The organism is Mesobacillus sp. MER 48 (genome assembly GCF_023714225.1).
GTDB classification, from domain to species: domain Bacteria; phylum Bacillota; class Bacilli; order Bacillales; family Cytobacillaceae; genus Mesobacillus; species Mesobacillus oceanisediminis_A.
In genome coordinates this window covers 49,950-64,119 of the sequence record NZ_JAMAUR010000012.1, presented here as the reverse complement: position 1 = coordinate 64,119, position 14,170 = coordinate 49,950, and the positions used below count along the sequence as shown (strand labels likewise).

The window sequence follows — 14,170 nt, the reverse complement described above, 5'->3', positions numbered from 1 at the left end:
AAACCAAATAGTCTGGTGGCGATGGCGAGAAGGTCACACCCGTTCCCATACCGAACACGGAAGTTAAGCTTCTCAGCGCCGATGGTAGTTGGGGGTTTCCCCCTGTGAGAGTAGGACGCCGCCGGGCTGTTTGAACAATTTAATGGATTACACATAATATTATCGACGCGGGGTGGAGCAGCCCGGTAGCTCGTCGGGCTCATAACCCGAAGGTCGCAGGTTCAAATCCTGCCCCCGCAATAATCCATCTTTTTCATACATATTATGGTCCCGTGGTGTAGCGGTTAACATGCCTGCCTGTCACGCAGGAGATCGCCGGTTCGATCCCGGTCGGGACCGCCATTTTTCTAGATTACTAGAATCGTAAAGCGAAACAGGGTTTCGTTTTTTTTTTTTGCTTTTTATTACCGTTCTGCCTTATTCAAAAGGGAAAATGGCCGGTTTTTTTGCCCGGACTGGATAAATCGTGTAAACTACATATAGAATCGTCATCCTTAGGAGGCATCCTAAGGTTTTTTTGTATTATAAAATTGATTGTTAGTTGGTGATAGATATATGGCGACTTATCAATTCATTTCCACGCAGCCCGAAGAGACAAAGGATTTTGCGAAGAGGCTGGCTGCTCTTTTGAAAGAGGGTGACGTGATTGCCCTTGAAGGTGATTTAGGTGCGGGAAAGACGACTTTTACCAAAGGGCTTGCTGAAGGGCTTGGTATTACCAGGAATGTGAATAGCCCTACTTTTACGATCATTAAGGAATATCAGGGACGGCTTCCTTTATATCATATGGATGTGTATCGCGTGGAAGATGCGTTTGAAGATCTTGGTTTTGAAGAATACTTTGAAGGTAATGGTGTAACAGTTGTGGAATGGGCACATTTAATTGAAGCACAGCTGCCGCAGGAACTATTGCTGCTTCAGTTGTACCTTGATGATAATGGTGCAAGAAGAATTGTCGCCGAGCCAAAGGGCGAGCGGTATCAAGAATTGTGTAAGGAGATTTTTTAAATGAAGGTATTATCGATAGATACGTCCAATTATGTTTTGGGTATTGGTCTGCTGGATGGCGAAACGGTTTTGGGCGAGTATATCTCCAACATTAAAAAAAATCACTCCGTTCGGGTGATGCCGGCGATCCAGACACTGATGGAGGAGTGCAATGTCAAACCGGGTGATTTATCGAAGATTGTTGTGGCTGAAGGACCTGGATCGTACACGGGTGTCCGAATCGGTGTGACGATTGCCAAGACGATGGCCTGGACACTGAAGATTCCATTATCAGGTGTCTCAAGCCTTCAGGTGGCTGCAGCATCAGCAGGACGTTATTTTGACGGCTATGTGTCTCCTTTTTTTGATGCGAGGAGAGGCCAGATTTATACCGGTTTATATAAATTCGAAAATCAAAGGTTGGAAATTGTGAAAGAAGACCAGCTTGTGATGTCAGCTGAGTGGGTAAAGGCTTTGAATGATATGGATAGCAGGGTTTTGTTTACGAGCAATGATTTTGGTCTGCATGAGGAGCTCATTAAGCAGGAGCTTGGGGATAAGGCTGTTTTTGCAGAGATCACCGAGTTGAACCCAAGGCCTGCAGAACTTGCTTTGTTAGGAAGGGATAAAGAGGCTGTTGACCTTCATACCTTCGTCCCTAACTATATCCGCCTGGCTGAAGCAGAGGCAAATTGGCTGAAAGCGCAAGAGACTAAAAAATAAGTGGGAAGCGAATATGAATAAAACGATAACGTTCCGGAATATGACGGTTGATGATCTAGATGATGTGATGGAGGTTGAGGTCAATTCGTTTACTGTTCCATGGAGCAGGGAAGCTTTTTTCAATGAGTTGACGAAGAATCAGTTTGCTCAGTATCTAGTGGTGGAAGTGGATCAGAAGGTTGTGGGGTACTGTGGTGTGTGGATCATTGTGGATGAGGCACATATCACGAACATCGCTTTGCTGCCGGAATACAGGGGAATGAAGCTGGGCGAGGCACTGATGGCAAAGGTAATGGAGCTTGCACGCGAAATGGGAGCATTGAGGATGACGCTCGAAGTGAGGGTAAGCAATAATAGGGCCCAAAATCTCTATCGAAAGTTTGGATTCGAAGAAGGAGCCATCAGGAAGCAATATTATACAGACAATATGGAAGATGCTTTAGTAATGTGGGTGAATTTATAATGAAAAAAGACCAATTAATCATGGGAATAGAGACGAGCTGTGATGAGACTGCAGTCGCAATCGTTAAAAATGGACAGGAAATCCTCGCGAATGTCGTGGCCTCTCAGATCGAGAGCCATAAGCGGTTCGGCGGAGTGGTACCTGAGATCGCATCTAGGCACCATGTGGAACAGATTACGCTTGTGTTGGAGGAAGCGCTAGCTCAGGCTAATGTGGATGTTAAGGATTTGGATGCGATAGCCGTGACTGAAGGTCCTGGCCTCGTTGGTGCTTTATTGATTGGTGTCAACGCTGCGAAAGCCTTAGCGTTTGCAAATGGAATCCCTCTTGTTGGAGTCCATCATATCGCAGGTCATATATATGCTAACAGACTTGTTGCCGAGATGAAGTTTCCGCTGCTTTCGCTCGTTGTGTCTGGAGGACATACGGAACTTATTTATATGAAGGAGCATGGCCATTTCGAAGTGATTGGCGAGACAAGGGATGACGCCGCAGGTGAGGCTTATGATAAGGTAGCGCGTACCCTCAATCTTCCGTATCCAGGTGGTCCGCATATCGACAGGCTGGCTCATGAAGGACAAGCAACCATTGACCTGCCGAGGGCATGGCTGGAGGAAGGGTCTTATGATTTCAGCTTTAGCGGGCTGAAGTCGGCTGTGATCAATGTTGTGCATAACGCACAGCAGCGGGGAGAAGAAATTGCTCCTGAAGAGCTTGCGGCAAGCTTCCAGGAGAGTGTCATTGATGTACTCGTCACGAAGACCCAAAAGGCTGTAAAGGAATATGGTGTGAAACAAGTTTTGCTTGCCGGAGGAGTTGCAGCCAATAAAGGCCTGAGAGAAAAATTATCCACAGAATTTGCAGGTTCAGATGTGGAAATTGTCATTCCTCCGCTGTCTTTATGCACTGATAACGCAGCGATGATTGCCGCTGCAGGTAGTGTCATGTATGATAAAGGGCAAAGAGCAGCACTGACATTGAACGGAAACCCTGGTCTGGAGATAACTATCCACAACTAAAGTCGCAGTTAAAAAGTATTTTTGTCAGACTCTTCTGTGGATATGTAAACGAAAACAGTGTTAGATTGTGTATAATGTGGATAAGAAATGCTTGTTTTGTGGATAATGTGGAAAAGTCTCTGGATAACCTATAAATCAATCTTCACTATGTGAATAACTATGTGAACAAAAAGTCCCGGTTGCTAATCGGGACTTTTTTGTTGGATAAAAAGTAGAATTCTGGGTTCTTAAATTGGAAATAATATTTGATTTTTCCAGTTTGCGAATAAAAAGGTTGGTTTTGCGAATAAAAACAGCATTTTTGCTATTAAATACACCGTTTTTGCGCACAAACCAAATCATTAGTAAACAATCCACAACTTTCTGTGGATAACCATCATCAATAAGTTTTCACATACAAAAAAACCGGACACATTCATGCCCGGTTTTTCCAAACTTACGCCAATTCTGTCCACTCTTCCATCAGTTCGTCGAGTTTTTCCTTGGCTTTTTCGATTTTAGAATTGATTTCTCCTGCTTTTTCGTGATCCTGGAATACTTCGGGGTCACAAAGCAATTCTTCATATTCTGCAACTTCTGTCTCGAGCTTATCGATCAACGCTTCGACCTCTTCCATACGCCGTTTGCGCTGGCGCTCGAGCTTCTTTGCCTCTTTATCCTGCTGATAGGAGGTCTTGTCCTGTTTGACTGATTCGGTGACTATGCCAGCTGCTATGGCCGCCTGTCTGGCCAGTTCCTCAAGTTCTTCCTGCTCTAACTTCTTCTCGACATAATAATCATAATCACCTAGATATTCTGTTGCCCCACTACGATCGAGCTCAAGGACCTTGGTAGCGATCCTGTTGATAAAGTAACGGTCGTGGGAGACGAACAGGATGGTGCCTGGATAATCGATCAAGGCGTTCTCAAGCACTTCCTTGCTGTCCAGGTCCAGATGGTTTGTCGGTTCATCCAAAATTAGGAAATTGGACTTTTGCAGCATCAGCTTGGCTAGTGCCAACCGTGCTTTTTCACCGCCGCTCAGGGTGTAGACGATTTTTAACACATCATCGCCTGAAAAAAGGAAATTGCCCAATACGGTGCGGATTTCCTTTTCCGATTTCAGTGGATACTCGTCCCACAGTTCATTTAAAACTTTTTTATTCGAGCTCAGCTCTGCCTGTTCCTGATCGTAATAGCCGATTGAGACATTTGAGCCGTACTGAATATTGCCGGTAATCGAAGGCAGTTTTTCGACGATTGTTTTTAGTAAGGTCGATTTTCCGACGCCGTTTGGCCCAACAAGTGCAGTACTGTCGCCACGCGAAAGGTTAAAAGAGATATTTTCGGATACGGCTTCATTCTGATAGCCGACAGCAAGTGTATTTACCTTCAGGACGTCATTCCCGCTCTGGCGTTCAATCTGGAAGCTGAAGGAAGCTGACTTTTCATCTCCCATCGGCCTGTCCATCCGATCGATTTTCTCGAGTTGTTTCCGGCGGCTCTGGGCCCGTTTCGTTGTCGAGGCCCTGGCAAGGTTCCGCTGGATAAAATCCTGCAGCTTGGAGATTTCATCCTGCTGCTTTTCATATAACTTCAGGTCGCGCTCGTAATTTGCTGCTTTTTGTTCTAAATATGAGCTGTAATTGCCCGGGAACTTCGTCAGCTGGTGACGGGAGATTTCGTATACCTGGTTCACAACCTTATCAAGGAAATAACGGTCGTGTGAAACAATCAGAATCGCACCGGCATAACCCTGTAGGTACTGTTCAAGCCAGGATAGCGTGTCGATGTCCAGATGGTTGGTCGGTTCGTCAAGAATCAAAATATCAGGACGTGTCAATAACAGCTTGGCGAGCGCAAGCCTTGTTTTCTGTCCTCCGCTTAAAGTGGAGATTTTTGTGGAATAATCAAAAGACTGGAAGTTCAGGCCGTGCAGGACCGAGCGGATGTCAGCTTCGTACTGATAGCCGCCTTTTTCTTTGAACTGGACCTGCAAAACGTCATAATCCTTCAATACTCTTTCATACTCGGACTCGTTCGACAGAATGTTAGGATCAGACATTTTTTCCTCAAGCCGGCGCAGGTCTTTTTCCATGCTGTGCAGATGATCAAAAACGGCCAGCATTTCATCCCAAATACTTTTCTCGGATTCCAGCCCGGTATTCTGGGCAAGATAGCCGATTGATGTTCCTTTCGGGCGGATGATCTCGCCGCCGTCATGGGATTCATAGCCGGCAATGATTTTCAGGAGGGTTGATTTCCCAGCCCCGTTCCGGCCGACAAGAGCAACACGATCATTGGTCTGTATTTCAAACTTGATATTCGATAAAATAAGATCAGCCGCAAAATATTTTGATAGCTGATTGACTTGTAATAGAATCATTATTTTTCACCTCTAATGCCTTAGGGATAGTGTAACCCAATCCTATTGGCTCGGCAATATGTGCGGCCTGCTACAGGCGGTAAGGCAGAAAAATTTCATCTTCTATATGTGAAGATAGAAACAAAGTTCACACACAAGTTTGTGAAAATAGTGTATTATTTGGTTGAAAGGAGCTTGAAGATGGCAGAATTTACGCATTTTAATGAAGAGGGAAGAGCGAAGATGGTCGATGTCAGTGAAAAACCTGAGACGGTCCGTACGGCAGTCGCCCATTCAAGCATTACCGTTAATGAAGATATATATGTAAGGATTACTGAAAATAAGATGAAAAAAGGTGATGTCCTGGCAGTCGCGCAGGTTGCTGGCATCATGGCAGCCAAGAAGACGTCCGAAATCATTCCGATGTGCCATCCGATTCCATTAACAGGAATTGACCTTTCGTTTGAATGGGAGCAAAATGGAAATGATTATATTTTAAATATCGCTGCAGCAGTTAAAACAAAAGGGAATACAGGGGTAGAAATGGAAGCGTTAACAGCAGCATCAGCATGCGCGCTGACTGTTTATGATATGTGCAAGGCCGTTGACAAAGGCATGGTGATCGGCAAAACCTATCTTGTGGAGAAAACTGGCGGGAAAAACGGCGATTTTAAGAGAGATGAGAAGTTAAAATAGAATACGAACAGGTGGAGGATGGAGAATGACGAATGATGCTATGAAGATTCCGCAGGCAACTGCAAAACGCTTGCCGCTGTATTACCGATTTTTATTGAACTTGCATTCTTCAGGCAAGCAGAGGGTATCGTCCGCGGAACTGAGTGAAGCGGTAAAAGTGGATTCGGCTACGATCAGAAGGGACTTTTCCTATTTCGGGGCTTTGGGTAAAAAGGGTTACGGCTACAATGTGAATTACCTGCTGACTTTTTTCCGAAAGACGCTCGACCAGGATGAACTCACGAAGGTTGCGCTGATCGGTGTTGGTAATTTAGGAACGGCGTTTTTGAATTATAATTTTTCCAAAAACAATAATACAAAAATTCAAATTGCCTTCGATGTCGACCTGGATAAGGTTGGGACGCAGATTGGCGATGTACCTGTCTATCACATGGATGACCTCGATAAAGTTGTTGTCGAGGAAGGCATCCAGGTGGCGATCCTGACCGTGCCGTCAGCGGTAGCACAGCCGATTACGGACAGACTGGTACAGGCGAATGTGAAGGGGATCCTGAATTTTACGCCCGCGAGGCTGAATGTACCGTCTTCAATCAGGATCCATCATATTGATCTGGCAGTAGAATTGCAATCATTGATTTATTTCTTGAAGCATTATCCGACAGACAGTGATTCTGAAGAATAAAAAATGGCTCCTTCGATGAAGGAGCTATTTTTTATCCATTTGTTTCAGTTTGAAATGGAACAGGATCATTCTGATGCCGGAACCGAAATCGAACGTTGCGAGCAGGACGAGCAAATAACTGAAAAATCCCCAGCCTGTATCGTTGACATTTTGGATGGCGAAATAGGTGAATAAGCTGCCTAACAAGATGTAGACAATGCCTGAAAACATAGGCGATTGCTTCATGACTTAAAATCCCCCAATAAAGCTTTGTATTTTCTCTGCTTCTTTTATCATTCTCTCAATGTCTTCCCTGAATACGGATTGAAGCAGTACAACCATTGTATTCATTGTAACATGGGCGATGATCGGCACGATGATCCGCTTTGTTTTTACATAAAGGAAGGCAAACGTAAAGCCCATCGCAGAGTATAGGATCACATGCTCCGGCTCCATATGGGCCAGTGCGAATATGACGGAACTGATCAAGGCTGCTAAGAAAAAGTTCATTTTCCTGTGCAGACTGCCAAAAATAATCTTCCTGAAGACGATTTCCTCCAAAATCGGACCGATGATCGAGCTGACGAGAATCACAACCGGAAACCTTTCAATCAGTTTGATGATTTCCTGAGTATTCTCCGAGCCCATCTCAATTCCAAGCATGCTTTCGATGCTGCCTGCAATCGACTGCGCGAACAAGGCCAGGAATACCCCGGCGAAAGCCCAGGCAGCCGAACTTGCCGGCGAAGATACTTCACGCAAATCAGCATTTATGGTTCTTTCCTTCCTTAAAATCAGCAGGATGATCAGAAGAGTCAGTGAAAAGCTGATCACAAGCCAGTATGGAATCGCAAGGGTTTGCATTTCATCAAGGCTTTTTCCCATCGCAGCACCGATGAAAGCAATGATTGGGACACCGACCAGGCTTGAAAGCTGCATAACAATATAGGCAATAATGACGTACCAGTATTCTTTTTTCAATCGAAAAAACTCCTTAATAATGCAGAAATGTATGTTCTGAAATTTTACGTAATAATATGCTGGCCTGTAAAATAAAATACGGGGATAGCTTTGCTTATCTATACACTCTCTATATTCTACTAGTAAATGATTTGAAAGTTCAAATTGTAGGGTCAGGATGAAAAAGTTGGTTGTTCGAACTTAGTATTCCCTGACTACCAGATACTTGTTAAGGTGAATTAAAAATGATTGGAGGTCCAAATGATTTATTTGGAAACATCCCGACTGATTTTGCGCGACTGGTTAAGCGCAGATTTAGAGCACTTTTGCAAAATGAATGCAGACCCGGATGTGATGAATTATTTTCCTCGTGTTTTATCCTCGGCAGAAACTGAGAGATTTTATCAGGCGATTCTTGCCGAGTTCAAAGAATACGGCTTTGGGTTATATGCGGTTGAAGAGAAGAGAACAAAAGAGTTCATTGGATTCATAGGGTTTCACAGGGCAACATTCGAATCAGATTTTACCCCGTGCATCGAAATTGGCTGGAGGCTGAAGAAAAATGCCTGGGGCCAAGGTTATGCAACAGAAGGTGCCAGGGCCTGTTTGGAATATGGATTCAAGAACCTGGGCTTTAGCGAGGTCGTCAGTTTTACAGCAGAAATCAATAAACCCTCTGTCAATGTCATGAAAAAAATCGGCATGAAACCTGTTAAAACATTTCTTCACCCAAGAGTGGATCAGGATAGTCCGCTGAAGAAGCACGTCCTCTACCAAACCAGGAAGTGACGCCGTCAGCAGAGATTTCACCAGCATTCGACACCATCAGGACCCTCGTGAATTTTCATGAAAAATTTTAGCTTCACGCTTGCAAAAAAAATAGAGATTCATTATTATATAAATTGTGTTAGCACTCTATTGAGGCGAGTGCTAATAAAAAAAATCTACATATAATTTGAGGAGGTTGTTTCACTTGATCAAGCCACTAGGAGATCGCATTATTATCGAGCTTGTTGAGTCTGAAGAAAAAACTGCAAGCGGTATCGTTTTACCCGACACAGCGAAAGAAAAACCTCAAGAAGGTAAAGTCGTAGCTGTTGGAACTGGCCGTGTACTTGAAAACGGTGAGCGCGTTGCTCTTGAAGTTGAAGTCGGAAACCGCATTATCTTCTCAAAATACGCAGGAACAGAAGTGAAGTACCAGGGAACTGAGTACCTGATCCTACGTGAAAACGACATTCTAGCAATAGTGGAATAGAATAGCGGAAGCGCCTTGGTCAGGCCCGACAAGCGCTGGAGGGCCTGGAAGTGAAGTCGCTCTTTGACTTCATTGCCAGGACCGAAATCGATATGTATAGCCGACTGTTCAGAAACGCAGAAACTGGAGACTCAGACAAAGAAGCGCTTTTTGCTTCTGCCGGCGGAGTTGAAGTTTCGGAGTTTCTAGGAGGCGACACTAAACAATCGTCTCGAGGGACTAGGCGCTGGATCTGGACACTAACAAAAATGTAGTGGGTTAACATATTCATTAAAATTCTGAGGAGGTTTTTCTACAATGGCAAAAGAAATTAAGTTCAGTGAAGAAGCACGCCGCGCGATGCTTCGCGGAGTAGATTCTCTTGCAAATGCAGTAAAAGTAACTCTTGGACCAAAAGGACGCAACGTGGTTCTTGAGAAGAAATTCGGTTCGCCTCTTATCACAAACGATGGTGTAACAATCGCAAAAGAAATCGAACTTGAAGATGCATTCGAAAACATGGGTGCTAAGCTTGTTGCTGAAGTAGCAAGCAAGACAAATGACGTTGCTGGTGACGGTACTACTACTGCAACCGTTCTTGCACAGGCGATGATCCGTGAAGGTCTTAAGAACGTAACCGCCGGCGCTAACCCAATGGGTATCCGCAAAGGTATGGAAAAGGCTGTTATTACAGCTGTTGAAGAGCTTAAGGCTATTTCTAAGCCAATCGAAGGCAAAGCTTCTATCGCACAAGTTGCGGCAATCTCTTCTGCTGACGAAGAAGTTGGCCAATTGATCGCTGAAGCAATGGAGCGCGTTGGCAACGACGGCGTTATCACAATCGAAGAATCTAAAGGCTTCACTACAGAATTGGATGTTGTTGAAGGTATGCAGTTCGACCGCGGATATGCATCTCCTTACATGGTAACTGATTCTGACAAGATGGAAGCAGTTCTTGAAAATCCATATATCCTGATCACTGACAAGAAAATCGGCAGCATCCAGGAAATCCTTCCTGTCCTTGAGCAAGTTGTACAGCAAGGCAAGCCATTATTGCTTGTTGCTGAAGATGTTGAAGGTGAAGCACTTGCTACATTGGTAGTCAACAAGCTTCGCGGAACATTCAACGCAGTGGCTGTTAAAGCTCCTGGTTTCGGTGACCGCCGTAAGGCTATGCTTGAAGACATCGCTGCATTGACTGGCGGTGAAGTAATCACTGAAGAGCTTGGACGCGACCTTAAGTCTGCTACAATCACATCTCTTGGACGCGCTTCTAAAGTTGTGGTTACAAAAGAAAACACAACAATCGTTGAAGGTGCTGGAGACAGCGCTCAAATCGAAAGCCGCGTAAACCAGATCCGTGTTCAAATGGAAGAAACAACTTCTGAATTTGACCGTGAAAAGCTTCAAGAGCGCCTTGCTAAGCTAGCTGGCGGTGTCGCAGTCATCAAGGTTGGTGCTGCTACTGAAACTGAATTGAAAGAACGCAAGCTTCGCATTGAAGATGCTCTTAACTCAACTCGCGCTGCAGTTGAAGAAGGTATCGTATCAGGCGGTGGCGTAGCGCTTCTTAACGTATACAACAAAGTTGCTGGAATCCAGGCTGAAGGCGACGAAGCTACAGGTGTGAACATCGTCCTTCGCGCTATGGAAGAACCAGTTCGCCAAATCGCTCACAACGCTGGCCTTGAAGGATCGGTCATCGTTGAGCGCCTGAAGCGCGAAGAAGTCGGCACAGGCTTCAACGCAGCAACTGGCGAGTGGGTAAACATGATCGAAGCTGGTATCGTTGACCCAACTAAGGTTACTCGTTCCGCACTTCAAAACGCTGCATCTGTATCTGCAATGTTCTTGACTACTGAAGCAGTAGTTGCTGACATCCCAGAACCAGCTGGTGCTGGAATGCCTGACATGAGCGGAATGGGCGGAATGGGCGGCATGATGTAATATAGACTTAAAACCTCTTTTAATTAAGGGTTTGTAAGCATTCGTAAACTTCATGGTGTCCGAAAAAGTGACCGATAACAGGTTGTTAATATTTATAGAGGTGCTCCTTTAAGTCTTTGTACTTATGGGAGCGCCTCTTTTTTTATTCTTCATTTGTTTCATCAAATAAGATGGTCAATAACTTCTCTAGTTTTTTTGTTTAACCATGTAAATTCCAATGATCATCGTTTGTAAAATAGTTCATTCGAAACCATCCCCACTCATAAAACACCAATTCAACGTGTGAATTTCCTATTCCTTAATCTAATTAGCCCTCAAACAATATTTTTCTGGAATAAGCAAGAGTCTAAAAAACGAATTAGAAGGTGTTTGAGAACTGTTTTAAGTTATAATCTTTTTTTAAACTTTCATAATAAATTCTTTCAGTTTGATTATAATTTGGAAATAATATGAATTTATTGGTATATTGTGGTTTTGGTGTTAAAATTATTATAAACATATTTATAAAAGGTGGGATAAAGTGGACATTAACCTTAAGAATTGTAATAGTATTGAGACTGGTGAAATATCAATTATTGAAAATAAAGTTAATATTAAGTATGCCATTAACGGTACAGGAAAAACTACTATTTCAAAAGCCATTGATTTATATATTAATGATAGGAAGTCTTCAACCAACCACCTAATGAATTTGAAACCATTCAAATATAGAGGAGATAAAGAAAATAATAACCCTGAAATTAATGGATTGGATTCTATAAATACTGTAGCTGTATTTAATGAAGACTATGTGGATAAATATGTTTTTTTGGCAGATGATTTATTGAAGGATAGTTTTGATATATTTATTCGTGATGATAAATATGAACAAGGTATGGTTCAAATCAATCAACTGATAAAGGTTATAGGAGACACGTTTAAGGATAACGAAGAAATTGATACGCTGTTATATGATTTAAGTGAATTAATTTCCTGCTTTGGTAATTCTAAAGGTTTAGCTAAATCAAGTAGTTTATATAAAGGAATAGGAACTGGAAACAAAATCAAAAATATCCCAGAAGAATTGACTGTATATAAAGATTTTATACAACATCAAGAAAATGTTAAGTGGTTAAAATGGCAGATGAATGGGAGTGATTATTTAGAAATTTCTAATGCATGTCCATATTGTACTTCGGAAATTGAAAAGAAAAAGGATACAATACTTGCAGTGAAAAAAGAATATAATTCTAAGTTAATAGAACATCTGAACAAAGTAATTGATGTTGTTCATCGTTTAAGTGCTTATTTTACAGAAGATACATATGAGAAAATTATTAAAATAACCCAAAGTGTTGATGGATTAAAAGATGAACATGAAAAGTACTTATTAGAAGTAAGAGAACAAATTATAGTTCTATACAGTAAACTAAATAGTATAAAATCATTAGGTTTCCAAACACTAAAGGAATTTGATAAAGTTACAGAGGTTATTAACAAATATAAAATAGATTTAGAATTTATTAGTCATTTGAATTCAACGTTAACATCAGAAAAAATTTCTGCTATCAATGGATCCCTAGATGAAATTCTCCTTAAAGCCGGAATTTTGCAGGGGGAAATAAATAAACAAAGAAAGCATATTGAGAAGACTATTAAAGAATATAAAAATGAGATAAATAACTTCTTAAAATATGCAGGGTATAAATATCAGGTTAATCTTGAAGAAGATGAACATCACACTTATAAATTAAAACTTAAACACAATGATTTTGTTGAAGATAACGTTGAAAATGCAAAACTTTTTCTTAGTTATGGAGAAAAAAATGCTTTTGCATTAGTTTTGTTTATGTATGAAGTTATTAAGAGCAATCCCGACTTAATTATTTTAGATGATCCAATATCTTCATTTGATAAGAATAAAAAGTATGCGATTATCGATATGTTATTTAGAGGGGATAACAGTCTTAAAGGAAAAACTGTGTTAATGCTAACTCATGATTTTGATCCAATAGTAGATATGATATACCACTTCCCGCGTAACTTTGAAACTGTTTTACCCGAAGGGTGTTTTTTAGAAAACGCAAATGGAATTTTAACTGAAAAGACGATAATGAAATCAGATATTAAAACTTTCTTAGAAATAGCGAGAGAAAATATAGCCAGTCTAGATGAAGATATAAATAAATTGATTTATTTAAGAAGATTTCTGGAAATAAACGACGATAAGTCAGAGGCTTATCAGCTATTATCAAATTTATTTAAAAAGAGAAAGGACCCATTATTCATTACTGATGGAGTGCCGAGAGTAATGACGGAAGAAGAAATCACAGTTGGTACTTCATATATTGCTGAATTTGTTAATGGATTTAATTATCAAACTTACTATGACTTAGTAGTCGATATAGAAAACATGATTAGATTATATATTAAAACATCAAACAATTACGAAAAACTTCAGATCTATAGAATAATAAATATGGAGAATAGCCAAAATGATGTTATAAAAAAGTTTGTAAATGAAACCTTTCATATAGAAAATGACTATTTGTATCAGTTGAATCCATGTAAATATCAAATTGTGCCACAATACATTATTGATGAATGCTCTAAAGATATAAAGGAGTTAACAGGAGAATTAGTTTAAATTTTTGATAGAAATTGTTTTTGATTAACATCAAAGCTAAAATAAGTATTTCCTCTTGTCTTTACTAACATATAAATTAAATAGATGTCTCCTTGCCATCCAAACAAACACTGAAGTAAATAAAGAAAAGACGGGAGAGGATTTGCCCAAAAAATAATAAAGAAAATAAAAGTTTCTACAATAATTGGCCCTAAAGCCATCAATATCAAGTTATTTTTGTGATTGATTCCTTTGGGGATACAAATCTTTTCTTTTAATAATACTGTTGAATTAATCCTAACTATTTTACCAGCATAATGGTGAGAGTATTCATGTATTCTTATGTTGAATAAATGAAAAAACAAAAAGATTACCATAGATAAAGATATTCCGTGTAGTAGTTCAGGAAAATACAATATGAAATTAATTAAAGTGGTTATCCAAACAATTAGAAGAATTAACCCATAAGCTATTTGCTGACGTTCTGATATTAATGTTTTTGTTTTTATACTAATAGATGTATTCATG

Annotated in this window: 15 protein-coding genes, 2 tRNA genes and 1 rRNA gene; 14 read left to right on the top strand and 4 right to left on the bottom strand. The window is 41.1% G+C overall.

The features are described from left to right. The first annotated feature begins 11 nt into the window (after nt 1-11). The 7 genes from rrf (at nt 12) to tsaD (ending at nt 3,192) form a co-directional block, all read left to right on the top strand. Nucleotides 12-127 (top strand): 5S ribosomal RNA (gene rrf, locus M3593_RS22450). Between the two features lie 39 nt (nt 128-166). After that, nucleotides 167-240, top strand: a tRNA-Met gene (locus tag M3593_RS22445). 26 nt (nt 241-266) lie between these two features. Further along, nucleotides 267-342: transfer RNA gene (locus M3593_RS22440), tRNA-Asp, on the top strand. 213 nt (nt 343-555) lie between these two features. After that, nucleotides 556-1,008, top strand: a complete 453-nt coding sequence (tsaE, locus tag M3593_RS22435) for a tRNA (adenosine(37)-N6)-threonylcarbamoyltransferase complex ATPase subunit type 1 TsaE (protein ID WP_144481503.1) — start codon at nt 556-558, stop codon at nt 1,006-1,008. Beyond that, the gene (gene tsaB / locus M3593_RS22430) at nt 1,009-1,710 is read left to right on the top strand and encodes a tRNA (adenosine(37)-N6)-threonylcarbamoyltransferase complex dimerization subunit type 1 TsaB (protein ID WP_251544885.1); all 702 of its coding nucleotides are present in this window, start codon (nt 1,009-1,011) and stop codon (nt 1,708-1,710) included. It abuts the gene before it with no gap. A gap of 13 nt (nt 1,711-1,723) precedes the next feature. Next, nucleotides 1,724-2,173 carry a ribosomal protein S18-alanine N-acetyltransferase gene (gene rimI / locus M3593_RS22425; RefSeq protein ID WP_144481505.1) on the top strand — a complete coding sequence of 150 codons (450 nt, stop codon included), beginning with the start codon at nt 1,724-1,726 and terminating at the stop codon, nt 2,171-2,173. Next, the gene (gene tsaD / locus M3593_RS22420) at nt 2,173-3,192 is read left to right on the top strand and encodes a tRNA (adenosine(37)-N6)-threonylcarbamoyltransferase complex transferase subunit TsaD (RefSeq protein ID WP_144481506.1); all 1,020 of its coding nucleotides are present in this window, start codon (nt 2,173-2,175) and stop codon (nt 3,190-3,192) included. Before rimI ends, tsaD begins: the two co-directional genes overlap by 1 nt. Nucleotides 3,193-3,628: 436 nt before the next feature. Here the strand turns inward: tsaD and M3593_RS22415 are convergent, their stop codons facing one another. After that, on the bottom strand, nt 3,629-5,557 hold the full coding sequence (locus M3593_RS22415) for an ABC-F family ATP-binding cassette domain-containing protein (protein WP_251544884.1): 1,929 nt from the start codon (nt 5,555-5,557) through the stop codon (nt 3,629-3,631). Nucleotides 5,558-5,737: 180 nt separating this feature from the next. Here M3593_RS22415 and moaC point away from each other — a divergent pair, with 180 nt between their 5' ends. After that, nucleotides 5,738-6,232 carry a cyclic pyranopterin monophosphate synthase MoaC gene (moaC, locus tag M3593_RS22410; RefSeq protein ID WP_251544883.1) on the top strand — a complete coding sequence of 165 codons (495 nt, stop codon included), beginning with the start codon at nt 5,738-5,740 and terminating at the stop codon, nt 6,230-6,232. Between the two features lie 25 nt (nt 6,233-6,257). Further along, nucleotides 6,258-6,914, top strand: coding sequence for a redox-sensing transcriptional repressor Rex (locus tag M3593_RS22405; protein ID WP_144481509.1), 657 nt, complete (start codon nt 6,258-6,260; stop codon nt 6,912-6,914). Between the two features lie 24 nt (nt 6,915-6,938). Here M3593_RS22405 and M3593_RS22400 read toward each other — a convergent pair whose 3' ends face one another. Then, a complete protein-coding gene (locus M3593_RS22400; RefSeq protein WP_144481291.1) occupies nt 6,939-7,139 on the bottom strand; it encodes a YdiK family protein in 201 nt (66 codons plus the stop codon). A 3-nt stretch (nt 7,140-7,142) separates the two neighbouring features. Then, a complete protein-coding gene (locus M3593_RS22395) occupies nt 7,143-7,874 on the bottom strand; it encodes a CPBP family intramembrane glutamic endopeptidase (protein ID WP_144481292.1) in 732 nt (243 codons plus the stop codon). Nucleotides 7,875-8,114: 240 nt separating this feature from the next. Between M3593_RS22395 and M3593_RS22390 the strand changes: the two genes are divergently transcribed. From M3593_RS22390 to M3593_RS22370, 5 genes are all read left to right on the top strand, one after another. Beyond that, nucleotides 8,115-8,642 carry a GNAT family N-acetyltransferase gene (locus M3593_RS22390; RefSeq protein ID WP_251544882.1) on the top strand — a complete coding sequence of 176 codons (528 nt, stop codon included), beginning with the start codon at nt 8,115-8,117 and terminating at the stop codon, nt 8,640-8,642. 184 nt (nt 8,643-8,826) lie between these two features. Next, nucleotides 8,827-9,111 carry a co-chaperone GroES gene (gene groES / locus M3593_RS22385; RefSeq protein WP_251544881.1) on the top strand — a complete coding sequence of 95 codons (285 nt, stop codon included), beginning with the start codon at nt 8,827-8,829 and terminating at the stop codon, nt 9,109-9,111. Nucleotides 9,112-9,161: 50 nt separating this feature from the next. Next, entirely contained in the window at nt 9,162-9,365 is a 204-nt protein-coding gene (locus tag M3593_RS22380) for a hypothetical protein (RefSeq protein ID WP_251544880.1), read from the top strand. Between the two features lie 43 nt (nt 9,366-9,408). After that, the gene (gene groL, locus M3593_RS22375; protein WP_144481294.1) at nt 9,409-11,037 is read left to right on the top strand and encodes a chaperonin GroEL; all 1,629 of its coding nucleotides are present in this window, start codon (nt 9,409-9,411) and stop codon (nt 11,035-11,037) included. 520 nt (nt 11,038-11,557) lie between these two features. Next, nucleotides 11,558-13,663 carry an AAA family ATPase gene (locus tag M3593_RS22370; protein WP_251544879.1) on the top strand — a complete coding sequence of 702 codons (2,106 nt, stop codon included), beginning with the start codon at nt 11,558-11,560 and terminating at the stop codon, nt 13,661-13,663. Here the strand turns inward: M3593_RS22370 and M3593_RS22365 are convergent. Beyond that, a complete protein-coding gene (locus tag M3593_RS22365) occupies nt 13,660-14,169 on the bottom strand; it encodes a hypothetical protein (protein WP_251544878.1) in 510 nt (169 codons plus the stop codon). The genes M3593_RS22370 and M3593_RS22365 overlap by 4 nt on opposite strands. Between the last annotated feature and the right edge of the window lies 1 nt (nt 14,170).

Bases quoted from the DNA above. Each gene is read 5' to 3' on its own strand.
- tsaB (WP_251544885.1), top strand. From the start codon at position 1,009: ATGAAGGTATTATCGATAGATACGTCCAATTATGTTTTGGGTATTGGT.
- M3593_RS22415 (WP_251544884.1), bottom strand. From the start codon at position 5,557: ATGATTCTATTACAAGTCAATCAGCTATCAAAATATTTTGCGGCTGAT.
- M3593_RS22405 (WP_144481509.1), top strand. From the start codon at position 6,258: ATGACGAATGATGCTATGAAGATTCCGCAGGCAACTGCAAAACGCTTG.
- M3593_RS22390 (WP_251544882.1), top strand. From the start codon at position 8,115: ATGATTTATTTGGAAACATCCCGACTGATTTTGCGCGACTGGTTAAGC.
- groL (WP_144481294.1), top strand. From the start codon at position 9,409: ATGGCAAAAGAAATTAAGTTCAGTGAAGAAGCACGCCGCGCGATGCTT.
- tsaD (WP_144481506.1), top strand. From the start codon at position 2,173: ATGAAAAAAGACCAATTAATCATGGGAATAGAGACGAGCTGTGATGAG.
- tsaE (WP_144481503.1), top strand. From the start codon at position 556: ATGGCGACTTATCAATTCATTTCCACGCAGCCCGAAGAGACAAAGGAT.
- M3593_RS22400 (WP_144481291.1), bottom strand. From the start codon at position 7,139: ATGAAGCAATCGCCTATGTTTTCAGGCATTGTCTACATCTTGTTAGGC.
- M3593_RS22365 (WP_251544878.1), bottom strand. From the start codon at position 14,169: ATGAATACATCTATTAGTATAAAAACAAAAACATTAATATCAGAACGT.
- rimI (WP_144481505.1), top strand. From the start codon at position 1,724: ATGAATAAAACGATAACGTTCCGGAATATGACGGTTGATGATCTAGAT.
- moaC (WP_251544883.1), top strand. From the start codon at position 5,738: ATGGCAGAATTTACGCATTTTAATGAAGAGGGAAGAGCGAAGATGGTC.